This is a genomic window from Catenulispora yoronensis (genome assembly GCF_039531695.1).
In the GTDB taxonomy this organism is placed as follows: Bacteria; Actinomycetota; Actinomycetes; order Streptomycetales; family Catenulisporaceae; genus Catenulispora; species Catenulispora yoronensis.
In genome coordinates, this window is record NZ_BAAAQN010000006.1 from 65,080 (window position 1) to 87,785 (window position 22,706).

Genomic DNA, 22,706 nt, shown 5'->3' on the forward strand with positions numbered 1-22,706 from the left:
GCATTTCCCGTATGCCATTCTCTGCACGCTGGGTTCTGTCAGCACGTTGGGCGCTGCATCGGATGCCGCCGTGCGTAAGGCCTGCTCACACGGGTGCCGGGGTCCGCTCTGCGGTGGCTTCGACGGCTTCGATTGCCCGTAGCGCCGCGGACAGATCGGCCAGACCCGCCAGGATTGCCAACGCCCACGGTGGCGCGTTCTCGAACGCGTCCCCACTGCTCTCTTCCATGCCGGTGAGAGGCTTGGCCAGGCGGCCATTGAGGTCGGCGGCGGGGTTGGCGGAGATGGTCGGGTCCTGGGCGGCGACGCCGGGGGCGCGCTTGGCCAGGACCATCGCCTCGGACATGACCGCGATGTCTTTCCACAGCACCAGGTTCTGGCGGTCGACCAACACCGCGGCGTCGCCGCCGGGCACCGGGGGCTCCCCGATCTCGGCGCGGTAGCGGTTCAACGTCCAGGAGCCGTTGCGCAGTCGGGAGTCGCGGATGTCCTCCACGACCTTGGAGTCCCGCCAATCGATGTCACCGAACTTCAACCGCCACCCGTCGATCTTGAAGCCGTGCCGGACCAGGTGGAAGTTGAGTTTCTCCAGCACGATCTCGGCGATCGGCGCGCAGGTGTTGACGCGGAACGTTCTGTCCTGGGCCTCGCCGGTGCCTGCACCCAGGTGCCCGGCCTCGATGACGCCGCCCTTCGCGGGGGGCACGCCGTAGACCGCCAGGATCTCGTCGCGCTTCTGGTCCAGGAAGGAGATGGCGTCGACGATGCGGGCCGGGGCCAGCTCCTGGACGTGGGCGCCGCCCTTGGTGATGATCGGGCGGCCGACGTTGTCGGAGCCGAGGTTGCGCTGGGCGTACATCGCATCCCAGCGGCGCACGTCGGAGGAGGACATCCCGGCTGGCATGTCCACGTGCACGGTCGGGGGGTTGCCACGGCGAAACACCTGCTTGGAGTTCCCGGCCGCGAACAGCCAGCACGTGATGGGCAGCATCGCGGCCTGTGTCGGGGACAGCCCGAACACGCCAGTGCGCAGGGAGTCATAGGGGATGTGGATGACCTCGCGCGTCTCGAAGCTCGCGCGCTGCCCGTACTCGGTGACCTGCACGTACCCGGATATGTGGCCGTGGGCGTCGGCGACCGGATAAATGGACGGGCAGTCCAGGTTGTACAGGGCCACCGGCTGATCGCCGACCCACACCAGCTCCAGGTAGGCGTCGCCGTAGACCAGCAGGTCCACGATCGCGCCGCGCATCACCTGCCGGATGTCGTCGCGCTGGTTGCACCAGGCGAGCATCCGCTCCAACGCCAGCACGTTCGCCGGCTTCACCGGCTGGGGCTGGTCGCCCTGTCCGGTGTCGGAGTCCCAGTCGGTGACCAGACCGCCCGCGGTGATGGTGCGCACGATCGCGTTGACCGCGGAGAACGCCCAGGGGCAGGCCACGTAGGCGTCGTACATGGTCTTGAGGGTGGTGCGGCGGTCGGCCGGGCCGGCGTTGCCGATGCCCTGGTCGTATTCGCCGATCCCGGTGTCCGGGATCCCGTACTCGAAACCCTTGCGCTCAACCTGTGCCAGTGCGTAGACAATGTCTTTACTTGGGCGGCGACGCAGCGCGGCACGAAGTCCCACGGCGCCGCCGCCCCTCTATATGAAGTTGTTTATTCAGTTGTGTCAGGGCCACCACTGCTCGTTGTGGTCCTGGCCCTCGCCGTCGACAACGGGAGCGGTCTGCTCCCACCACGGCGAAGCCTCATACTCCGGCGGCCGGTACCCGAAGGCGCCGATCACGGCCGGGACGACCTCCGAGGTCGCGGTGTCGAAGATGACGAACTCGGGCCCGGCGCCAAGGTTGATCAGCATGTAGCGCAGGGCATCGCTTGCATGGTCTTCAGCGTCGGTGTCGATGTCCTCGGGGTCGCCGGTGGTGGCGTGCGGCATCGCCGGCAACGTGCGGATCAGGTTCTCGCACACGTCGAAGACGTGCAGCAGCGGGCACGTCTCCCACCCGAGCGCGCGATGGTGCGGGCACGCTGGTGCCTCAGCCAGGTAGGAGCGGACCCGCTGCCACCCGGTGACGCGGGAGCCCTTGCCCTTGCCGGCCGGGGTGAGCTGCACCCCGTTTTCGGCGTAGACGTCTGCGATCGGTTTGGCGTCGCCGCGGGTCGCCCACATCGCGTCGTCGGCGTACCGGGCGACAACGGTCTCCTTGTCCGTCTCGGCCGCGGCGAGCCGCTGAGCCTGCTCGCCTTCGCCGACTCCGGGGCCGTAGTGCTCTCTGTATATATAGACACGGCCGTCCTCATCGACCGCACCCCACAGCACGCAGTACGGCTTGGCGAAGCCCCAGTCGACGCCGTTGTACCTGCGCCAGGACTCGGGGATGGCGATGGGTGCGACGACGTGCCGGTCGGCCCGGAAGTCGAAGGCCTGCCCGGCGAAGCTGTTCCAGTCGCCTTCCAGGAACGCCTTGCGCAACTTGTCCGGCAGCGCCTTCAGGTCGTCGACGTATTCGCGGTTCAGGTGCGGGTTGTCGGTGACCGAGGACGGGATGAACCGCACCTTGCGGCCGCGGTTGTCGGTAACGACACGCCGTCCGTAGCCGGTGGCGTCGACGTACCGGGTCTTCACCGCCAGGTGGCCGGGGCCGCCGGGGTTGGAGCCGGAGCGGATGCCGATCACTGGGATGTCGGCGCGGCCGGACCGCAGGCGGGACTCCAGGAAGGCAATCACATCGGGGGGTGTCAACGTCCGCTCGTCGAAAAGCAACAGCTGGTACTGACCGCCCTGCCTGCGGGTGGCGTCCAGGATCGTCTCCGCGTAGCGGAACATGATCACGCTCGTGTTGGGGAACCGGAGCTCGAACTCGCTGCCGTTCCACACCCCGCCCAACGCTTGGGCGTAGGAGCGGTTTGCCAACTCGGCGAGCAGCGATTCCTTCAGCTCCCCGTACGTGCGCCTGAACGCGCCGACCCGGATTCCCGGGTAGCGGATGCAGGCCCGTACCCCCTCCATGGTGAGCGCGGCCGACTTGCCGCCGCCTGCGCTTCCGCCGATCAACACGTCGAACTCGGTCGCCTCGTGGAATTCTTGCTGCCTGGCGGTGGGCACGTAGTCCAAGGCGGCGAACACGTCGCGGCCGGCAGCCTCGGCGGCGGCAACCGCGTCCAGTTCTTCCTGAAGCTCCCGCAGCCGCTGAAGACGGGCCAGCTTCACCGCCTGGAGGGACTCCGGGATCAGCGGGCCGCCGGTGCTCACTCGGCTTCGATCTCGCCGGTGACCGGGCGGCGCGCGGCCAGCTCCGATTCCAGGCGCAAGATCTCCGACTCCACCGTGGTCAAAGCCACAACCTGCTGGGTCGGGAACAGACGGCGCCTGGCCTCGACGATCCGCACCCCGAGTTCCACGTGCCGCGGGGAGCCAGCCATCGCCTCCTCCCACACGGCGAACAGCAACTCGTCCAGGCGGAGCATCTCGATGGCGATGTACTCCTCGGTGGCCGCGCTCTGCTCGCGAAGGTTCGCTGCCAGCGCGCGTTTGATGTCCACCGAGACGTGGTTCACCGAGTTGTAGCCCAGCGCGGCGGCGATGTCCTCCAGACGGGCGCCGGAGACCTTCATGCGAACGGCTTTGGCGCGGCGCTCGGCAACAACGGCCCCGGCGGCGCGAGAACGGGAGGACCGCTTCGGCCCGCTCATGTCGGCACCACTGCGCCGGTGCAGGTGCACGGGGACGGCCACGGGCACGTGGCCTCGTGCAGCAGTGCCGCCGGTTCCAGGCCCAGGGCGTGGGTGGTGCAGCCGAACACGGCCAGACGCACGTTGGTCTCCCCGGCCGGAACGGTCAGATTCGACAGTTCGACCGGGGACGCCAGGCGCGCCCACTGGAGCACAGCGGGCTCAGTGCAGCCGGGTGCATCGCACGGCCGGGGTGGGGGCACAGAGCCGTTCGGCGGCGGAGGAAACGCCGTCATGGCAGCCCCCTGATTCAGTTGTTGTGGAGTTGTGGGAAGAAGAAGCGCCGGCCGCGGTGCCGCCCCGGAAGGGATCGGGAAGGCGCGGGCCGCACCGCCGCTGCGAGGGGGGTGCACGCGGGCAGGAGGGCCGGAGGCGCACTCAGGCATCCGGCGGCCGGCAGACAAGGAGATCCACGCCCCGGCGGCGCCGAGGGGATCAGAGGGAAGACGCTGGAACCTGGAAGGGTTCGCGTCAGGAAACGGAGGCGGGGGCCTTCAGGCGCATCGTGGCGCGGCGCATCGCTTTGCGCTCGGCGTCGGTCAGACCGCCCCACAGTCCGTCGTGCTCGGGGGTGGTCATCGCGTACTCCAGGCAGGAGTTCCGTACCGGGCAGCGGGCACACATTGCCTTGGCCTGCGCCTCCCGTGCCCTGCGTTGGGCAATGGTCTCGGTGATCCGGCCCCATCCGGGATCCGCGCCGAAGAACAAGTCCGGCTCGGAGTCCCGGCATTCGGCCTCGGCCATCCAGCCGGGCAGGTTCTGGAACATCTGGCCGTAGCCGCCAGGGGTCACGCGCACAGCCACAACACCACCCCCTCCGGTTGATCGAGCAGACACGACGAAGGCGACCGCCGGCACATCTCGACCAGACCGCGAAAGGTCCGGGAGCTCGCGCCGGGGCCGCCCGAAGAAGGCCAGGGGTGGGATCCCGTTCGGGTACAGCTGTCCACCCTGACGATCAAGAGGCTACGCAGGCGTCAAGCCGAACGCAAAGACCTTCCCGCCGCACGCGTAGCCGCTGAGGACGAATCAGGGTTCTGATAAATCGACTTCCGGGGAGTCAAAAATCCCGGGAGCCCACACCATCCATTAACTCCTTAATAACAAGATAAAGATCCATTGGCGTTGTAGATCACCTCCCGCGCTGGTGACGGCGCTAATCAATCCCCTGATTCCCTTGCCGTTCCGGCGCTGATTCCCGCTTTCCGGCGGCGTGTGCGGCGGGGTGCGGGGGACGGTTCGGCTGCACGCCGAAAACAGGTCCCGACCTGGCATTGTTGACTTCTCGCTGTCATCACCGTTTACTTCTCGCTGTCAGCCGGACGGTCCGGCGGACAGGGACGGGAAGGGAGGCGGGACGGATGCACGAGAGTGAGGCGCAGACACCGCCGGACAGGCGGCAGGCGGGGCAGGCGGCCACGGCCGCGCGGCTCGCGGCGGAGCGGGCCGAACAACTCGCACGGGTCAAGGCGCGCACCGCCGGGGCCGTGACGGGGATCCCCACCAAAACGGCACGCCGGTTCGTCCACGCCACAGACCCGCGTCTCGCCGCTGCGCTCCGTGAGAAACGGGAGCGCCAGCGGGACGAACAGGCGAACAGGCAGGCGGCGTGGCAACTGTCCGGGCCGCGCTTCACCCCCTACAGCGGGGGAAGGCGCAAGCGCTCCGGCGTACCGGTTACCGCTGCGGTCACCACGTCCGCCGTGTCGGGGACGGCGCGCGCCGCGATACCGCGTGCCCCGGAGTCCTTCACACAGGTGATGGACAAGGTGGGCGCGGACCGCAAGTGGTTCGCCACCGGCGCAAACCAGTAGCCCGCTCGCACGGCCCGGTGACGGGTCGCCGCGCGAACCCCTCGACCCCCATCACGGTCGGGTGGCTGGCGCGGCGGTCTGACCGCCGAACACAACTGCACAGACCCCGCGCGCCCAAGCCTCGCCCGGCGAAGGGACACGCCTGCGCCCATATGGGGGTGCGCGTGTCCTCGGGTCCGGCACGGGTCGGGGGACGCCCACGGCTGCCAGACGTGGACGCTAAACACCATCACGCCACGCTGCGAAGCGCGCCGATGGTCACAAGCCCATCGTGAGCTGATCACGTGTGGATGCAGGGGAGCTAAGCCTCGGAGGGTGACCCCAGCGGCAGACGGTCGGGAGCCGGTCTGTCCACCCTGCTATCCACGGTCCGCGCAAGCGGCCAATAAGGGAATCCCATCACCCCTAGCCCGCCCCGTTGTAGAGGAGCGGGCACGGGTGAGGAGTCCGGCACCGGCCCCGCGTGGGGACCGGTGAGCATCCCGCACCCCACCCCCGTCTCCCGGGGCATGGCGCGGGCGCACGGTGCAACCCCGTGCCCGGACACGAACCCGGAACCGGCATCCGGCCCGGGGGATCCCACACACCCACGCACTGATGGAGGCACGGCCGTTGAGCCCTGACCCCCTCGCCCAGGTCCGCACCGACCTGCGCAACGCCGCCCGCATCATCCGCACCAACGGCCTAATGCAGCACAACTACTGCGACTACGACCAGGCCATCGCCTCCGGCATCCGGTTCCGCGAGGCGCGCCTGTGCACCCTCGGCGGCGTGCACGTCGCCATCTCCGGCGACCCGTTGCCAGTCGGCTACCACGAGAACCCGCGCATCACGGCCGCAACCGGCCACCTGCGTGGCTACCTGATGCACCAGTACGGGACGGATCACGTCATCGACTGGAACGACACCGACGGCCGCACCGCCGCCGACGTCGTCCGACTGCTGTTCAAGGCAGCCGCATGGACCCCGACGGCCGTCGTCCCGGCGCGCGCCACGGTCAACGCCATCACCACCGCGTCCGCATGAAGCCGCCGGTCAGCAACGAAGACACGGTGTACCGCATCGCCGCCGCAGTGTGGGCGGTCCTCATCGTCGTCAGTCTGGCCGTGCTGTTGTCCGGCCACGGCATCCTCCCCACGCTCGCGCACCAGGTCTCCCCGAACGGGGTCACCACGACGATGGGCGGCAGCGGGACCAAGTCGTCAGCTGGCTCGGCGAAGTGACAGATCTTGTGGCGTGACCGGCTGTTGTCACGTCTTCCCGGGTCATGACCCGTCGCCTGCTGCGGCGCGCCGAACAGATCCGGTGTCCTGTCTTCCCCAACAACGTGTGCAAGGAGTTTGTGATGCGTCGTGTGTCTGCGCGTCCGGATGGTGCGCGTGGCGATGTGGTTCGTGCCGTGCGTGGCCTGGGCGGTCGCCTGGGTGCGTTGCGGCAGGCGTGGCGGTCCCGGTCGTTCGACGGGCGGGACGTAACGCTGCTGATGGCCGGGCACCTGGAGGTGATGGAGGCGCATCGGGCGATGTTTGCCTCCACGGGTCGGGACTCGTGCACGCACGGGGTGCTCACTGGTGGTCCGGCGTGTGTGCCGTGTCTGTTCGGTGAGGACGCGCGGCAGACTGCGCAGGCCCGTGCGATACGCGACGTGATGCGCTTCGGAGGCTGGGGCGTGCCGGAGGCGTGGTCGCAGGCCCGTGCCCGGGTGTGCGGTGTGACCGTGGCCGTCTGACCGGTCCGGTTGGTGGTTCGGCCCGGCGGGGGCCGTCGTTTCCCGTCGCCTCGTCGCCTGCTGTCGTGGCGGCTCGGGGACTGCGTGGCCTTGAGGGGCCGCTGCTTGTTCGCGCAAAGGGAGGCCGCTCCGGCCGGGCCCGCGCATTCACCTACCTGTTCATCCATCGAAGGGGTCGTATCCCATGTCCATCGAGATCGACGAGTCCGCATCGTCCTGGACCGCCACCGACGGCCACCGCACCTACCTGATCAACCCGGGGGTGTCCGGGTTCGTGGTGCGCGACGCCGCGACCGGTGAGCAGATCGCCGCGATCACGGACCTGTCGGAGGTCGAGGACCTGTGAGCCCCGGGCCGATATCCGTCCGATCGGAAGGGGGGCCGTGATGCGCCTCTGGTTCCGCCGCAGAAAGAACCGCACCACGCAGACCAGCACCACCGAGTTCAGCGCCACCGAGTTCAGCATCGCCACAACCATCAAGGGAGACATGACCATGGCTGCTTTCACCAAGGCTCCGCAGTTCGCTCTGGCCGCCGACGTCCAGGCCGCGGGCATCTACCAGACCGCCCGGCGGGCGCAGGGCTACCTGGACGACATCGACTCCCTCATCGAGGTGGTGCGTCTCCAGTCGCGCAAGCTGAACGGCGTGCTGATCGAGGGCAAGCGGTCGCCGCTGTCGATCGTCGCGGCAGCCGAGGGCAGCGAGGACCTGGCGACCGAGCTGGAGGACCTGTTCGACGACATGGCCGCCGGCTACGGCCGCACGGTGAAGCGGCCGGCCAAGGGCAAGGCGAGCGCGGACCCGACCACGCGCCTGGACACGGTGGTCGAGACGGCGGAGGCGATGCGGAACGCAGTGCTGTTCCTGCTGGGTACGGCGCTGAAGGTGGCGTTCGAAAGCAACGCCAAGCAGATCAAGACGGCTCTGTCGGGGAACGAGGTCCCGTCGTCGCTGATCGAGTCCCTGATCTCCGCCCCACAGGACCTGGCCCCGGTGGCCGAGGAGGAGCCGGAGCCCGAGCCGGTGGTGGAGCCGAAGGTGCTGGTGCGGACGAAGCCGATCAACCACACGCCGGTGAACACCGTCGCCGTGGAGGCGTGAAGCGCCCAGCACGACCGGAACGGCGGGCCGCGTGAGTCTTCGCGCGGCCCGCTGCCATGCTCGCCTACTGGTCGGGGAGGTCGGCCGTTGAGTTCCCGTCATCTGGTCGCAGGTCCAGCTTCAGGGCATCCCGAGGCTTCGACGGTCGTGGGGTGGGATCCGGCGCTAGCCACGTACTTCTGCGACGTCGAGCTCCCCGGCGGTGTGCTCACCCCGGTGGCCGGTGGCACGCGTGGGGAGATCGGCCGGGCCGATGCACTGGCGGCCGTGCTGTCCGCCCGTGGAATGCGGCTGCCTGCCGTGCTGGTGGCTCGTTTGCGCCTGGAACTGCTGGCGGTGCCGGGCGCGGAGGTGCCGCACCTGGACTGGCGCAGCGGCGAACCCACCCCCATCACCTGAACTGAACCGCATACCGAAAGGAGGGACGGCTGTTGAGCCGTCACCTGATACCGAATCCTGCGGACTTCGTGTCCGGAACGGAGACGGTGGTCGGTTGGGACCGGCCGCTGTCCACGTTCTTCCTGCTGATCCGCCCGCCCGAGGAATCCGACGGCGACCAGGTGTGGCTGGGGCTCGCGGCGGGAGAGTTCTACGAACTCGATCGCTTCCTGCCGGTGCTGGCCAGGCACGGAATCGTGCTGCCGGATCGGCTGGTGTTGGCGTTGTTTATGGACCGGGACTTGGGCCGGGCCAGCGTGACCGACTGGCGCAGCGGGGTCCCGGTGCCGGTCGGGAAGGGCTGATCCGGTGGCCAACGTGCACAGGTTGCGGTCCACGCTCGGGTTCGTCGAGGCCAACCCCGGTTTGTGGGATCAGGGTTCATGGTTGGACTGCTTCGCCGCCATCGCAGTGGAGAACGCCGGGTACGTCGTGCTGCCCTCGTTGTGGGTGCGCGTTGGGTACCGGTCGGTGAAGGTGTGGGACGTCGCCGCCGAGGTGCTGGACCTGACCGGAGCGCAGGCCCGGCGCCTGTTCGCCCCGGGCACCAGCATGGCCGAGCTGCGGAAACTGATCGCGGAGTTCGCGGCTGCCCGACCGCCCCGGCTGTCCGTCCCTCGACATGCCCGGCTACGGCCGGTCGGCTGATGCGGGGTGCCGTCCCGGTGCCCGCGTCGGGACGGTGCCGCGTGCCAGCCGGCACGGCCTCACCTACCCCCTTCGGGAGGAACAGTTGGCCGACGCGGAGATGACGCGCAGGCAGAAGTGGACGATAGCGGTGATCGCGTTCACCGTCGTCGTCCTGACGCTCGGCGCCATCGGCGTGGTCTACAAGGCGATCCAGCACCAACGGGCCGCCACCGACACCACAGTAACGATCACCGTGCAGGACAAGCGAAACGTGTGCCACACCGTCGGCACCGGGGCCGAAGCCACCCAGTCCTGTCACTACGAGATCTACACCGACGCCGGGGTGTTCGCCAACCACGACGAGTACACGGCGCACAAGTTGAACTCCGACATGCTGTTCGGGCAGTTGATGTACGGCGGGGTGTACCAGGTGGAGGTGCGCGGCGCGCGCCACGACAACGTCGGGATCTTCCCCAACATCATCCGGATCGTGACCACCGTGAAGCCGGGACATCCATCCCCGCCGGCGGTGATAGCGACCGCCAACCCCTGATCCGCGCCTCGGCGGGCTGACCCATCGTGCGGCCCGGACCGGTTGCCCCTGGCCGGTCCGGGCCGCGCCGTGTATCCGCCCTCTGATTCTCCTGTAGCAGCTACGGCTGAAGGGATGCGTACTGATGAACCTGGACCATGTCACTGAGAACGCCTGTGGGTGGCTGGCCTTACTCCTGGTGTTTGGCTGGGGTGACTGGGAGGACTGGTCGGCCCGCCGCTGGGCGGTCACCGTGCTGGTGGCGCTGTGCCTGGGGGTGGCATCCTGATGGCCGACGCCACCCAGTCTGCCGAAACCGACGTAGCCCAGGCCCCGGTGTCGGTGCGGGCCGCCGTTGCCCGAATCAGGGGCAGGCGGCGTGACCGTCACCGGCATGGCATCGTCGGCAACGTCCTGCTCGGGGTCGCGGCCGTCTACGCCGCCTACTTCGGCTGGTGGTCGTTGTGCCTGCTGCACGGGGACAACCGGGTGCTGGCCGCCGGGGGCGTGTCCGTGGCTTACCTGCTCGGCTCGGCGCTGTGGCGGCGGGGGTGGCTGGGTTGAGACTCCTTCGAACAGTTCACGCGCTGCTGCTGACGGCCGCCACGACCGTGGGCGGCTGCCCGGTCCCGGCCGCCGCCTCCTCCGACGCGAACCCGTACTCGTGCCGCTCGGCCCACGTCGGTGCCTACCGGACCGGGGGTGTCCTGTCTGATGCGTGCGACGGGTTGCTGCCGGATGGAAGCTTCGGTGGGGAGGCGCTCACCGGCTTCGGGCCGGACGAGCAGATCGACCCTTCCTCGGGTCGGGTGCGCTCGTGCACGGTGCAGCTCAACCGGGTCGAGCGCGGCCGGGCCGTTCCCGTGCCGGGTGCGAACGCCACCGAGGCTGGCCGACATCCGGAGTACTTCGACGGCCGCGGCTTCTGCGACGCCATGGATGCCTGGCGGCCCGCCCCTGGGTTCTACAACGTGACCGTGTTCTACCGCCTGGCGGACGGGACGGTGGTGCAGACGGTGCAGGGGCCGGTCGCTTACTACCCCGGCGGCACCGGTGAATGACGACCACGAAGCGGGCTCGGCCGAGCAGGAGGAGGACGCCGAGACCGATCGCGTGTGCCGCAGCCTGGGGTGGCAGATCGTCACCGCCGCCTCCGAGGAGGAGCGGGCGGTGTTGCGCTGCGCCATCTCCCTGGCCAGTGGCGCGCAGGCGTTCGAGATCGACCCGGTCACCGGCAGCGCCTACACGGCGGCCGCGTTCCACCGCATCGCGCCGCGCTGGGCAGAGCACTACGCCGAGTACGACGGCCGAGACGACGGCGAGTTCTGGCAGCACCGGCTCATGGTGGACGGGCGGGCCGTTCAGGCCGCATACGCCAGGATGCATCCGGAGTTGGCCGAACCGGTGTGGTTTCCCGAGCACGGCCCGGCCACCTGCACGGTGTGTCTGATGAACGTGAACGACGCCGCCGGGCTGCCGACGGAGACCGGTCTGGACCCGGTCACCGGACGCATCATCGCTCCGGCGGAGGGCGCGCCGCGTTCCGGATCCGCATGCTTCAAGGTCGAGGCCGCAGAGCTGAAGTCGGCGCTGACGCACTTGGTGCGGATCGGCGACAGCACCGACAGCATCACCCTGTCCGCCGGGCCCGACACGGTGGAGCTGTCGGTGACCACGTCGATCGGCACGACGCCGGTGCAGGCGACATCCGTCATGCCGGCCACAGTCACAACCCCAGGACGGGTCGCACTCACGCTGAGCGCGTTGCGGGCCGCCGCCCGGAAGGACCGGGCCGCGCCGCTGCTGGTCGACGTCCCCGCCGGACGAGTAGAGCTCGGCGGCACCAGCCTGGAACCGATGTGGCCCGTCCCGGCGGAGGACACCGAAGACCCCCGCCCGATGCTGGCGGTCCCGATCCGCCGCCTCGCCCGTGCCGTGGCCACCGCCGACCGGCTTGCCGACCCGGGCGCGGACAAGACCTACATCAGGGATCTGTGGTTCGCGCTGCATCCCGACGTCCTCACCGTCACCGGCACCGATCGGTTCCGCCTGGCGCAGACCAGCATCGCGGCCGACGTGTTGCCGCTGGTCGGGCTGGATGATCCGGTGCGGGCGTTCGTGCCCGGCGCTGCTGCGGTGGCCGCCGCCAAGATGACCCGGGCGGGAGCTGTGAGCGTCGGCGCGGACTCCTGTCTGCTGACGCTGTCGGCAGGTCCGCACCGGGTGCGGGTCTGGCATCCCGGGGGCACACATCCGGACTACGGATCCCTGCTCCCCGCCCTGGGTTCACGGTTCGCGGTCCGCGCCGGGGACCTGGCCGAGCTGTGGGGCAAGGCGTGTGCCTGGGTCAAGCGGATCGACGCCGAGGCGACCGAGGTGTACCGCAAGTCCTCTGGCCGGATCGCGAAACCGGACGTGGCCCTGATCTCCCTGCGCCTGTCCCGGTACAGCATCACCGTCACCGTGCAGGCTCCGACGTTGCGGCACTACACCGACAAGAAGATCAGGCAGATCGACGACGCCCACCCCGGAAGCCTGCCCGGCGAATACGACGTGACCGGCGGCATGGTGGAGATCGCCTTGACCCCGTGGGCGTTGGCGTCGGTGCTGCATGATGCCGACCCGGACGCCTGCCTGGTGCTCGCCCTTCCCGCCGATCCGGCCAGCCGTCTGCTGCTGGTGCACACCCCTGGCGAGGTGCACGTGCTGTCCCGTGCCCACACCCGAGACGAACGCTTCGCCGCCCGCTACAAGCGGATACTCGCCGAACTTGAGGCATCCCGGGCCGCTTTGGCCGCTACCGCCCCGAACCGCAAGCCCTGAACCGAGCTGTGTTCCCGCACTGTTGAAGGAGTCTGCCCCGTGTCGAAGGAAACCCTTGAGCACCTGAACACCAACACGCTGATCGGGTTCACCGACAAGCGCGGCCACGCCTGGCACTACCGGGAGGAGCACCAGGGCGGGGAGTCCAACCACTATCCCGGCGCGGTGCCGGTCGCAGACATCCTGCGCCGCCTGTTCCACTGGGAGGCCGAGCCGTGGCTGGTGCAGTTCAAGCATCCCGGAACCGGCGAAATCATCGAAGACCCAAGCCGCCAGGTGTTCATCCGACCCGACACCAAATCCGCCCTGGGGGTGTTCAAGGACGGCTACAAGGGCCACCAGTACCGGCCCTGGCTTGTCGGGAACGTGCAGACCATGCTGGACGACTCTGAACTGGGCGTGGGCTCGGCCGGGCTGCTCAAGGGCGGCGCAGTCGCCTGGGTGCAGGTCGAGGTCCCGGACACGTTCGTCATCTCCGAGGCCGGCGTGGAGTACCGGCCCAATCTGCTGGCGGCCACCTCTTTCGACGGCTCGCTGGCCACCACGTACAAGCGGACCGTCACCAATATCGTCTGCGACAACACGATGGCGGCAGGGCTGGCCGAGACCGGGCACCAGATCAAGGTCAAGCACTCCCGCAACAGCCTGGGCCGGATCTCCGAGGCCCGGCAGGCCCTGGATCTGGTGATCGCCGCCGCCTCCGACTTCGAGGCCGAGGTGCAGGAGCTGATCCGCACCGACGTCAGCCCGAAGGAGTGGTCGAAGTTCGTCGACGCCTGGGCGCCGCTGCCGGAGGCCGACGCGCACAAGGGCACCATCACCCGGGCCGAGACCAAGCGGGAGCAGATCACCCAGTTGTGGAAGGCCGACCCGCGGGTCTCCCCGTGGTCCGGGACCGGCTGGGGCGTGGTGCAGGCCGTCAACACCTGGGCCCATCACTCCCAGGGCGTGCGCGGCACCACCCGGGCCGAACGGAACATGCTGCGCGCCGTCAACGGCGAAGTCGACAACCTGGACGCCGGAACCATCAAGCTGCTCACCGCCGTGCTGGACCGGCCGATCGGGCAGCAGCGCCTGTACGCCATCGCCGCCTAAACCCAGCCCGCACCCCCGAAACCCGCCGATACGGAGGACCCGCTTGACCACGATCCTCGACGTTCCCACGCCCGCAGCCGACCAGGCGGCGGGCGTCACTGTTTCCCGGCCCCGGTTCACCGCCACCGTCGATCGCAAAGCCCTGCTGGAAGCCGCCAACGGTGTGGCCGCCTCCTTGCCGGCCAGGCCGGTCGCGCCGGTGCTGGCCGGGATCGTGCTGGATGCCGACGGCCAGCACCTGACCCTGTCTGCGTGGGACTACGACCTGGCGACCCGCGACCGGGTCCGGGCCGAGGTAACCGTGCCGGGCAGGCTGCTGGTTCACGGCAAGCTGCTGCGCGACCTGCTGAAAAAGCTGGACGCAGACCGGGTCACCCTGGCCGCTGAGGGCTCCAAGCTGGTCGTGCACGCCGGGCTCACCCGCTACACCCTTCAGACACTGCCGGTCGAGGACTACCCGCCCCTGCCCGCCACCCCGACCGGCGGTGGCTGGGTCGACGCCCCCGCCATGGTGGCGGCGATCAAGCGGGTCCTGGTCGCGGCGGCCCGGGACGACACGATCCCGATGCTGACCGGCATCCTCATCACCGGCGACGGCAAAACCCTGACGCTGGCCGGAACCGACCGGTTCCGACTGGCCACCGCCGACCTGGCCTGGACCCCCGACGACGTCGAGGCCGAGCTGTGGACGGCGCTGCTGCCCGCCAAGGCCCTGAAGGCTGTGGCCGCCCGCTGGTCCAAGGCCGTCGGTGACATCCGGTTGACCTGGCAGCCCGACGCGGCCGACGAGGTCACCGCCGAAGCCGAGGCGCGCCAGGTCCTGGAGGATCTGAAGACCAGGTACTGGGACGGCCACCCGGACTACATCAAGGCCCAGGACATCGCCAACCGGCGCACCAAGGCGCGTCTGGCCGCTGAACGCCGGGCCGGTCTGGTCGGGCTGTCCTTCCGGGAGCAGCACACCCTCACCCGGTGCCTTCGGGGCGAGTTCCTGAGGTACCGGTCGCTGTTCCCGGAGCAGAACAGCGGTGCAGTGGCCGATACCAAGGCGCTGCTGGCCGCTGTCGAACGGGTCGGCCTGGTCGCCAACCGCGCCTCACCGATCCGGATGAGCTTCGAGGGCACCACGGTCCTGGTGGAGGCCGGAGCCGGAGACGAAGCGCAGGCCAGTGAAACGGTGCCGGCCGCCTGGTCGGGCCCGGTACCGCTGGTGACCTCGTTCAATCCCAGCTTCCTCATCGACGGGCTGAAGACCCTGGGCACCGGCTTCGTCCGCTTCGGCTTCACCACCGCTTCGAAGCCGGCCGTGCTGACCGGACACCACCACACCGGCGACGACTACGATGGCTACCGCTACCTGATGATGCCGCTGCGCGTCCCCGGGCAGGCGGCAGCCAATCCTGAGCCGGAGCCGACTGGGCCCGAGCAGCCCGACAGCCCTGCCACCGATGCGCAGCAGCCCACCGAGCCCGTCGCCTCCACCAGCACACCGGAGCTGGCGTGAACGACGAGCAGGCGGCGCAGTTCATGGCAGACCTCGACACCGGGTGCTTGGGTCGGGCGGTGGCCGCCGCCCGCCAGGAGCAGTGCGACGCCCGGGGCACCATCGCGATGCTGCGGGCCGGTGTCGACGCCGAGTCCGCGGACTGGCTTGAGGAACGCGGCACCCAGAACATGAACCAGATCATCACCGAGACCGGGGCGTTCCTCACCTGGGCCCAAACGGCCGAGCCCACCTGCGGCCCGCACTGCGCCCCGTACAACGCCTTCCAACAACACCCCTCTGACGCACGGGAGCCCCGATGACCAACCGCATCCTTCTGACCTCCGTCGCCGACCAGATACGCACCAGCCCCGACCTGCACGACAACCAGTTCTGGGCGGCGCGCATCAAGACTGGGACGGCATCGTTCACCACGCACTGCGCGGGAGGCTGGGCGATCGTGCTGGCCGGCGGCCGCTTCGACTGGCGAACGCCCCGCTACCGTGCCCAGCACGCCCGACGCCGCCACGTGCTCACCAGCGCTGTGGTGCGCCCTGAATCGCTGCCCGACAGTGAGCGTATTTCCCTGGCGGCGCAGCGGCTGCTCGGCATCGACACCGCCACCGCACGCCTGCTGTTCAACCCGTTCAACAGCAGCGCCGAAGTCCTGGCCATCATCGGGCGCATCCTGGCCACACCGCCGGGAGCCGCCGATGGCTGACTGCCTCGTCCTGCCCGCACCGGACACCATGGTGGAGACGCCGGTGTTCACGGTGACCGTTGCTGGTCCCGAACGCCACGACGGCGAAGCCGGTTACACCTACGTGCTGCACGCCGACCATGAGCACTCCGCCCGGACTCTGGCGTTGGAATATCACGCCGCCAGCCATGACCTGCGCGCCGTCGAGATCCGCACCGACACCGGCCACGGCCCCGTGTGGCGCCTCGGGTACGACCCGGCAATCCGCCCCGACGTCGTGTTCGTGCCGGAGCAGTCGTATCCCGGCCCGCCGCACTGGCCCGACGACAGCCCCGGGCAGGCGTGGAACGACATGCGACCGGCCGCCGAGCAGGCCCGGATGCTCACCGTCCTGGCCGCCGAGAACCATCTGCTGGAGGTGGCTCGGGACTTCGGCCTGACCGTGGCCGACATCGACACCGGGTTATCCGAGGCCCCGGCGGTCCCGGCGCGGAAGTCCGTGCTGCACGTGATGCAGTTGCGGGCCCGACGTGCCCTTTCCCCGGGCCGTCCGCTCATGGAGGGAGCCCACACCATCGCCTTCATCCTGGGTACAGGCCATATCCGTGCCCTGACCACCGCCATCTGCGACCGCGACCTAGCGAACGGCGTGGAGCCGGACGACGTCGGCCAGGTGCTGGTCGACGCCAACTACACAGCCGCCAACCGCAGCACCGGCACCGACGAGGAAGCCCCGCCCTATTTCCACCGCCCCCTCGACGTGGACCCATGGGCACTGTTGAAGGCCGCGGACTGCTACCGCTACCAGATCCAGGACATCGGCACCGAAGCGGCCGTGGCCGCCTACGGCACCGTCGGCAGACTGCGCGATGCACTGATCGAGGTGCTCGGCGTGGATCCGCACGGCTATCGGATGCGGTTCGAGTGGGACGCCGCCGACGGCTGGCCCCTGCTGAACGCTATCCCCGCTGCGGTACGTCGCGCCGAAGCCCTCATCGAGCACTACCAGACCTTCGACGGCATCGAGGAGCTGTCCACGCCGGATTGGGGACAGCACATCTCCGACATGATCGCCGACCTGCTCCGCTACGCCCACGACGACCAGACAATGGACCCGCATCTGCTGCTGGATACAGGGCTCACCCACTTCCACGCTGAAACCCGCCCGCTCGACGTCCGATCCGAGCCGGAGATGGCCGAGCCGTCGGTGTTGCGGCTGCTGGTTGCCACCGCCTCCGGTCAGGGGCAGCAGACCTACGATTTCTGCCACACTCTGCCCGCAGAGATCGTCTACCAGGGGGCGTGCGCGGAACCGAAGCCTGGGCATGCCTGCGGTTGCCTGGAGTCCTTGGTCGGTGCCGAGTCCGGCCGCCGCACCACCACCTTCGCCGTCGCCGACGTCCCGATCACCATCGCCGAGCTGAACCGGCTGCTGGCCAAGGCCGAAGGCGTCGACGAGGACCAGGCCGCCGTGCTGGCCGGGCAGGTGTTGACGGTCGCAGGCCGATTCCCGGTCGGGGCGGTGCTAGGCAAGAGCGCCCGCCGCTACCGCCGCCGCCACACGCCGGCACCGGCCGACCCCGGCGCCACAAGTCTGGGCAGTTTCGCAACCGCCCCAGCTCCCGCCCCCGCCCCGGAGGCCCCGGACGGCGGCGACGAGGACGACGACGGGTTGAGGCTGTGGACGGTGCGGATCAGCGAGCACCGGGACTACGAGTTCACAGTGGAGGCCGCCGACGAAGACGCGGCCCGCGATGCCGGGTGGGACGGGTTCGACGACTCCCGCTGCACGGACTCCGAATCGGAGATCACCGTGTCCCTGGCCGCCTGAACCCGCCAGTTGTACAGCGTTTCGGCAAACGGGCCGTCCGAGCGTGGGCGGCCTTCGCCATCCCCGCCACCCCTCTTCTACGGGAGTTCTGTGAGTACCTGCGCTGTCGTCGCCTTCCGCGATGGGTCCTCCACCACCAGCATGTACGTACACTCCGACGGCTCCCCGGCCGCGATACTGCCGGTCCTGGCTGACATTCACCACCGAGCCTTCTTCCGCGACCTGCACCAGATGCGCACCGTTCTGCTCAAGCACACAGCAGGCTGGTCCCTGCTCACCGCCGACCCCGCGTACGCCGCGAAGTTCGCGGCCGACAGGCCGGGATTCCTGGACGTGCCGGGGGTCGGCGTCGCCCGCACCGAGGACGACATCGACATGACCGCCACCGGTGAGGACGTGTACGGCTACGACTACGCCTACCTCTTCGACCTCACCGACCGGTCGCTGTCCGTGCACAAGGACGGCATGCTCATCGCCGTACTGACCGAGGCCCAGTGGTCCCCGATTGGGCCGCCGGCCCCCGGCCGCCCCGAACTGCCGGTCGTGGCCGCCGAGCCAATCGGCGAGCTGTGCCTGACCGGGGCCGTCCCCACCTACACCAGCGCGCACATCTCGGCGCTGATGAAGCACCTGGACCTGGCCGATGGCGACCGGTTGCGGATCGATGACGGCGGGGACCTTCACGGGTTCTTCGACGCCGCCCAGAACACCGGGCTGCTTCCCGGGCAGGTGTGGTTCGTCATGGACGGGGAGCCCGAATCCAGCGAGGGTGGCTGGATCCGGCTGCCGGATGTGATGGCGATGGCCGATGTACAGACCCTGTTCATCGAAGCCGCCGACTTCAACGACGACAAGATGGCCGAGGCCGAGGCCACCGACACCGCCACCCAGGTGCGGGAGGTTTTGGAGTTCATGGCCGCCCGCACCGCATCGGCCGCCGCAGCCCTGAACAAGCTCACCACACCGCCTCCGGTGCATGTACTCACCGTCCGCCGCCCCGGCGAGGCCGCCCACACCTACACCTTCGGCGGTGACCCGCAGGTGTACACCCTGGACGTGCCGGCCGGCTTGGACGACAACCCGCACTCGGCGTTCGCAGCGCTGACGTGGACGGCTGATCAGGTGGCGACGCTGCACGACTGGCCGCTGCCGCTGCGGCTGCGCGCGATGCTGGCGATCCGCCGGGCGGTGCGGTGCTACCCCGCTGCGCGGGCGCTCGCCAACGTCTTGGGCGCTCAGCACGTGGATTCGGCCGTGGTGGAGCACGCCCGCTTCGCTGCCGGGCACCTGCCCGCAACCGTCGAGGACGGGCAGCGGCAGGCAGCTCTTGATGCCTGGTTGGCCGTGCACATCCCAGCCGAACCGCCGATCACCTACAGCGAAGCGTGCCGCCGCGCCGCCACGGCTCAGGGCCTGGACCCGATCTGCGAGGCGCTTCGGGAGGCCGGGATCGGGTTCGGCGTCGATCAGACTGGCGGGTTCTGCATGCTCGTCAACGTCCCCACCGGTCACGACTACTACTTCGGGATCACCGCTACCGAAGACCCCGACCTCGATCCAGCGGCGCACTGGCTGGTGGTCCGGTACAGCAGCGTCGAATACGACGAGGGCGAGGTCATCGGCTGGTCGATCCCCACCGCCGAGGTGATCGCGCTTCTGCACCGCGACCTGTCCCCGGCCGCACTCGCGGCCTGACCACCCTTTGGGATGGAGACCCCCTTCTTGATCGACGTCACGATCGACCACGCCGCGCTGCCCCTGGGCAAGCTGTATGAGCTCGTCCGGCACAACGCCCAGACGGCTACCGTCTTCTACACCCTGCCGGCCGCGCTCATCGCCGCGGGGATGTCCACCGCCGACGGCCAGGACATCACCGAGGTCAGGATCGACGGCCTGCACAATCTGTTCGACACCGTCACCCCTGGGCACGAAGGCGCCGACGGCCGGATCAGCTCGGCGGGCGAGCCAGTGGCCCTGGCCACCTTCGGCGACACCGAGGCGCGCGACGGCCACGAGTACGCCTCAGCAAGCATCACCGGCCTCCAGCTGCGCCTGCCAGGCAGGCAGGCCCTCCCGCTGACCGCCACCGTCAGGTTCATCGAGACCCTGGAGGGCGGCGTCGAGATCGAACACGATGCCGAGCTCACTCCGGCCGACTTCCCCGGCGACCTCACCGGATTCGACACAGCCGCGGAGTACGAGCGCTACCTGTACGACCGTGAAGAGGACCTGTGGGACCTGGTCGCCGAGGACGACCGCGACGGCTGGAACGGCGCCGACGCCGACGGCATCGACCTGGACGCACACCCGCTGGAACAGCGCGTCGAAATCGAGGTACGCGCACACCTGCCACGGACGCCGCAGACGGGCGGGCCCGCCGCGGACCCCGCCGGACCCGAACTCGGCGATCTGACGCTCGCCGACCTCCCACAGATCGTGCGCGTCCTGGCCCACATCGCCGACAACACCGACCCCGACCTTTGGGAAGACCTGCTCAGTCAGGACCAGAAGCAGCTGATCCACCGCGTGTGCCGGACCCGCAACGTGCTGGACGGGCACGACCGCGCCGCCAGGTACGCACCCGAGCTGCCGGGCCTGACCGGCAACGCCTTGGAGCGGCTGCTGGCCTTGGCCGGGCTCAACCCGCTCGGCCACATCACCGTCGGGCCCCGGCACATCGACCTGATCGTGACCACCGCCATCGAGGAAGGATTGTTGCCCGCCGAGGACTGGGACATCTCGCAGAACCGTGCGGGCTGCCGCCTGTTCTGCGGCGACGGCCAGCAGATTACCGTAGACGTCAGCGAACTCATCCCGACCCCGCGCGGCCCCGTGCCGGCACGCGAGGCCGCACGGCACATCCTCACCGTGCTGCACCGGCACCTCGGCCGACACGACGACACCGACGGCAGGCGAGACGAGGTCCCGTGAGCCTGACCTCAACGCACCTGCTGTGCGGGATCGGCGGCGACACCGAAGGCTTCCGCCTGGCCGGCCTGGCCCCGGTCTACGCGCTCAACCACCTGCCCGTGGCGATCTCGTCGCACCGGGCGAACTTCCCGCAGGTGGCGCACCACTGCGCCGATGTGTCGCAGCTGGACATGCGCACCCTGCCGGAGACCGACGTGTTGTGGGCGTCGGTGATCTGCACCGAGATCGCCCCGGCCGGGCGACGCAAACGCCACACCGGCCCGCTGGCCGTGGATGCGGCAGGACGGCCGATAGGCGCGGGCCGGTTCGGCCGCACCCGGGCGACTGCCTTCGACATCGTCCGGGCCGCCGAGGTGTTCAGGTTCCCCTACATCGTCATCGAGAACGTGACCGAGTTCGTATCGGACTGGGAAGTCTTCCCCGGCTGGGCCGGTATCTGGCCTCTGATGGGCTATCGGATGCAGGTCGTCTCTGCCTCAGCGGCGCACATCGGCGACCACGTCGCCAACCTCGCCCCGCAGCACCGCGACCGGGTGATCATCGTCCTTTCGCGTGTGGACATGCCCGAGCCCGACCTGACGCTTCGGCCCCGCTCGCACTGCCCCGGATGCGGAACGGTGCGCGGCATGCAGGTGTGGCGCAAGGCCGCCTCTGTCCGTGCGGCGCGCACCGGTCGCCCGGTCGTGGGCAAGTGGAACCGGCAGTACGACTACCGCTGCCCGGCATGCGGCGCGGTCACCGAACCGCACACCCGCCCGGCCGCCTCGATCATCGACTTCACCGACCGCGGCACCACGATCGCCGAGAAGACCGCTGCTGGACGCCCGCCCAAGCCGTACACCCTGGCCCGGCTTGCCGCCTGCATCGACTACCTCCAGGCCGACAACACCCGACGTACTGGCACCCGCCGCCTGCGCCCGAACGGCGCCCAGCGCGTGGCCGTGATCGAGTGGCGCAACCACTGTGACGGCGCGTCTGGGTGGGAGCCGTTCTCCGGCATCTCCGCCCAAGGCAACCACCACGGGATCGTTCTGCCCCCGCCCGGGTGGAGCCCGGGTGAGCCGCTGGACGTCGGGGATCTGACCTACCGCGTCATCACCGACCACGAACAGAAGCTCGCACAGTGTTTCCGCCCGGACTACATCGTGCACGGCGACAAGCGCGAGGAACGCACCTTGCAGATCGGCAACGCGGTCCCGCCGAACATGGCCCGCTGGATCGGCGAGACCATCCAAGACGCCGTCCACACCCCTGGCCGCCGCGTCTTCGACCTGGCCGCCTGACCGACCCGCCCGGACCTAACTTCACCGAGTCATCCCGCCTTCGCGGAAGGAATCCCCGCTGAGCATGACGCTTCGCCCAGACGACCCGCCCGGCGCCCGCTTCAACTACTATCCCGGGCCGCCGCTGCCGGATCAGTGGTCGTACATCGTGGACGACTACGCCATCGCCTACGGCCCCGGCACCTGGCCGTTCTGGCGCCGCCCACCGAACGGCAGGCACCTGGAACCGGCCAGCATGCGCGTCGCCCCCGACAGCCAGTTCGTGGCCTGGGGCCACGAGTACGTGACCGTTCGCCCGGATCCGGATTTCCTGGGGTTCCTCACCGCAGACCTGAACCTGGAGATCCGCCGCCAGGTCACGGTGCGCACCCGGATCCGCCTCGATGTGCGCGAGCGCACCTACAGCATCGACACCCGCTGCCCGGCGTCCCTGCGGGCGCAGGCCGAGGCCAAGGCCGCCAAGCTGCTGGACCTGATCGCCGCCGCCGTTGCCGAGCGTGATGCCGGGCAGGCTGCGCCGGTTACCGCCGCGGACATGTTCCGGCCGGCACCCGAGGACTGAGGCGGGGGTCGGGCGTGCAG

At 69.5% G+C, this 22,706-nt stretch carries 28 protein-coding genes; 23 read left to right on the forward strand and 5 right to left on the reverse strand.

The window, feature by feature from the left end; all coding sequences use genetic code 11:
• Window positions 1–85 precede the first annotated feature (85 nt).
• The 5 genes from ABD481_RS06875 to ABD481_RS06895 form a co-directional block, all read right to left on the reverse strand.
• Window positions 86–1,627, reverse strand: coding sequence for a phage portal protein (locus ABD481_RS06875; protein ID WP_344664685.1), 1,542 nt, complete (start codon window positions 1,625–1,627; stop codon window positions 86–88).
• A 42-nt stretch (window positions 1,628–1,669) separates the two neighbouring features.
• The gene (locus ABD481_RS06880) at window positions 1,670–3,253 is read right to left on the reverse strand and encodes a terminase large subunit domain-containing protein (protein WP_344664686.1); all 1,584 of its coding nucleotides are present in this window, start codon (window positions 3,251–3,253) and stop codon (window positions 1,670–1,672) included.
• Window positions 3,250–3,693: a hypothetical protein gene (locus tag ABD481_RS06885; protein WP_344664687.1), complete on the reverse strand. Its 444-nt coding sequence runs from the start codon at window positions 3,691–3,693 to the stop codon at window positions 3,250–3,252. The genes ABD481_RS06880 and ABD481_RS06885 overlap by 4 nt, the downstream gene beginning before the upstream one ends.
• Complete coding sequence (locus ABD481_RS06890; RefSeq protein WP_344664688.1) at window positions 3,690–3,887, reverse strand: hypothetical protein; 198 nt, start codon at window positions 3,885–3,887, stop codon at window positions 3,690–3,692. Before ABD481_RS06890 ends, ABD481_RS06885 begins: the two co-directional genes overlap by 4 nt.
• A gap of 316 nt (window positions 3,888–4,203) precedes the next feature.
• A complete protein-coding gene (locus tag ABD481_RS06895; protein ID WP_344664689.1) occupies window positions 4,204–4,530 on the reverse strand; it encodes a WhiB family transcriptional regulator in 327 nt (108 codons plus the stop codon).
• A 563-nt stretch (window positions 4,531–5,093) separates the two neighbouring features.
• Here ABD481_RS06895 and ABD481_RS06900 point away from each other — a divergent pair.
• The 23 genes from ABD481_RS06900 to ABD481_RS07010 all read left to right on the forward strand — a co-directional run bounded on the left by ABD481_RS06900 (window position 5,094) and on the right by ABD481_RS07010 (window position 22,686).
• On the forward strand, window positions 5,094–5,546 hold the full coding sequence (locus ABD481_RS06900; protein ID WP_344664690.1) for a hypothetical protein: 453 nt from the start codon (window positions 5,094–5,096) through the stop codon (window positions 5,544–5,546).
• A 612-nt stretch (window positions 5,547–6,158) separates the two neighbouring features.
• Window positions 6,159–6,572 carry a DUF6197 family protein gene (locus ABD481_RS06905; RefSeq protein WP_344664691.1) on the forward strand — a complete coding sequence of 138 codons (414 nt, stop codon included), beginning with the start codon at window positions 6,159–6,161 and terminating at the stop codon, window positions 6,570–6,572.
• Complete coding sequence (locus tag ABD481_RS06910; RefSeq protein ID WP_344664692.1) at window positions 6,569–6,769, forward strand: hypothetical protein; 201 nt, start codon at window positions 6,569–6,571, stop codon at window positions 6,767–6,769. The genes ABD481_RS06905 and ABD481_RS06910 overlap by 4 nt, the downstream gene beginning before the upstream one ends.
• Window positions 6,770–6,891: 122 nt before the next feature.
• Window positions 6,892–7,275, forward strand: a complete 384-nt coding sequence (locus ABD481_RS06915; protein ID WP_344664693.1) for a hypothetical protein — start codon at window positions 6,892–6,894, stop codon at window positions 7,273–7,275.
• A gap of 184 nt (window positions 7,276–7,459) precedes the next feature.
• Entirely contained in the window at window positions 7,460–7,621 is a 162-nt protein-coding gene (locus tag ABD481_RS06920) for a hypothetical protein (protein WP_344664694.1), read from the forward strand.
• A 40-nt stretch (window positions 7,622–7,661) separates the two neighbouring features.
• The gene (locus tag ABD481_RS06925) at window positions 7,662–8,378 is read left to right on the forward strand and encodes a hypothetical protein (RefSeq protein WP_344664695.1); all 717 of its coding nucleotides are present in this window, start codon (window positions 7,662–7,664) and stop codon (window positions 8,376–8,378) included.
• An 87-nt stretch (window positions 8,379–8,465) separates the two neighbouring features.
• On the forward strand, window positions 8,466–8,777 hold the full coding sequence (locus ABD481_RS06930) for a hypothetical protein (protein ID WP_344664696.1): 312 nt from the start codon (window positions 8,466–8,468) through the stop codon (window positions 8,775–8,777).
• 32 nt (window positions 8,778–8,809) lie between these two features.
• A complete protein-coding gene (locus ABD481_RS06935) occupies window positions 8,810–9,121 on the forward strand; it encodes a hypothetical protein (RefSeq protein ID WP_344664697.1) in 312 nt (103 codons plus the stop codon).
• Between the two features lie 4 nt (window positions 9,122–9,125).
• Window positions 9,126–9,464 (forward strand): hypothetical protein, encoded by a 339-nt coding sequence (locus tag ABD481_RS06940; protein WP_344664698.1) that lies wholly within the window; start codon window positions 9,126–9,128, stop codon window positions 9,462–9,464.
• Between the two features lie 85 nt (window positions 9,465–9,549).
• Window positions 9,550–9,999: a hypothetical protein gene (locus ABD481_RS06945; protein ID WP_344664699.1), complete on the forward strand. Its 450-nt coding sequence runs from the start codon at window positions 9,550–9,552 to the stop codon at window positions 9,997–9,999.
• Window positions 10,000–10,123: 124 nt separating this feature from the next.
• The gene (locus ABD481_RS06950; RefSeq protein ID WP_344664700.1) at window positions 10,124–10,267 is read left to right on the forward strand and encodes a hypothetical protein; all 144 of its coding nucleotides are present in this window, start codon (window positions 10,124–10,126) and stop codon (window positions 10,265–10,267) included.
• Window positions 10,267–10,542, forward strand: a complete 276-nt coding sequence (locus ABD481_RS06955) for a hypothetical protein (protein ID WP_344664701.1) — start codon at window positions 10,267–10,269, stop codon at window positions 10,540–10,542. Before ABD481_RS06950 ends, ABD481_RS06955 begins: the two co-directional genes overlap by 1 nt.
• Window positions 10,539–11,039 carry a hypothetical protein gene (locus ABD481_RS06960; RefSeq protein ID WP_344664702.1) on the forward strand — a complete coding sequence of 167 codons (501 nt, stop codon included), beginning with the start codon at window positions 10,539–10,541 and terminating at the stop codon, window positions 11,037–11,039. The genes ABD481_RS06955 and ABD481_RS06960 overlap by 4 nt, the downstream gene beginning before the upstream one ends.
• Window positions 11,032–12,801, forward strand: a complete 1,770-nt coding sequence (locus ABD481_RS06965; RefSeq protein ID WP_344664703.1) for a hypothetical protein — start codon at window positions 11,032–11,034, stop codon at window positions 12,799–12,801. Before ABD481_RS06960 ends, ABD481_RS06965 begins: the two co-directional genes overlap by 8 nt.
• Window positions 12,802–12,840: 39 nt before the next feature.
• Window positions 12,841–13,896, forward strand: a complete 1,056-nt coding sequence (locus ABD481_RS06970; RefSeq protein ID WP_344664704.1) for a DUF932 domain-containing protein — start codon at window positions 12,841–12,843, stop codon at window positions 13,894–13,896.
• A gap of 43 nt (window positions 13,897–13,939) precedes the next feature.
• Window positions 13,940–15,400: a DNA polymerase III subunit beta gene (locus ABD481_RS06975; protein WP_344664705.1), complete on the forward strand. Its 1,461-nt coding sequence runs from the start codon at window positions 13,940–13,942 to the stop codon at window positions 15,398–15,400.
• The gene (locus ABD481_RS06980; RefSeq protein ID WP_344664706.1) at window positions 15,397–15,702 is read left to right on the forward strand and encodes a hypothetical protein; all 306 of its coding nucleotides are present in this window, start codon (window positions 15,397–15,399) and stop codon (window positions 15,700–15,702) included. The genes ABD481_RS06975 and ABD481_RS06980 overlap by 4 nt, the downstream gene beginning before the upstream one ends.
• Window positions 15,699–16,100, forward strand: a complete 402-nt coding sequence (locus tag ABD481_RS06985) for a hypothetical protein (protein ID WP_344664707.1) — start codon at window positions 15,699–15,701, stop codon at window positions 16,098–16,100. The genes ABD481_RS06980 and ABD481_RS06985 overlap by 4 nt, the downstream gene beginning before the upstream one ends.
• Complete coding sequence (locus ABD481_RS06990) at window positions 16,093–17,910, forward strand: DUF7715 family protein (protein ID WP_344664708.1); 1,818 nt, start codon at window positions 16,093–16,095, stop codon at window positions 17,908–17,910. Before ABD481_RS06985 ends, ABD481_RS06990 begins: the two co-directional genes overlap by 8 nt.
• Window positions 17,911–18,000: 90 nt before the next feature.
• Window positions 18,001–19,605, forward strand: a complete 1,605-nt coding sequence (locus tag ABD481_RS06995) for a hypothetical protein (RefSeq protein ID WP_344664709.1) — start codon at window positions 18,001–18,003, stop codon at window positions 19,603–19,605.
• A 12-nt stretch (window positions 19,606–19,617) separates the two neighbouring features.
• Window positions 19,618–20,841 (forward strand): hypothetical protein, encoded by a 1,224-nt coding sequence (locus ABD481_RS07000; RefSeq protein WP_344664710.1) that lies wholly within the window; start codon window positions 19,618–19,620, stop codon window positions 20,839–20,841.
• Window positions 20,838–22,124 carry a DNA cytosine methyltransferase gene (locus ABD481_RS07005; protein ID WP_344664711.1) on the forward strand — a complete coding sequence of 429 codons (1,287 nt, stop codon included), beginning with the start codon at window positions 20,838–20,840 and terminating at the stop codon, window positions 22,122–22,124. Before ABD481_RS07000 ends, ABD481_RS07005 begins: the two co-directional genes overlap by 4 nt.
• Window positions 22,125–22,188: 64 nt before the next feature.
• Window positions 22,189–22,686: a hypothetical protein gene (locus tag ABD481_RS07010; RefSeq protein ID WP_344664712.1), complete on the forward strand. Its 498-nt coding sequence runs from the start codon at window positions 22,189–22,191 to the stop codon at window positions 22,684–22,686.
• The last annotated feature ends 20 nt before the right edge of the window (window positions 22,687–22,706 follow it).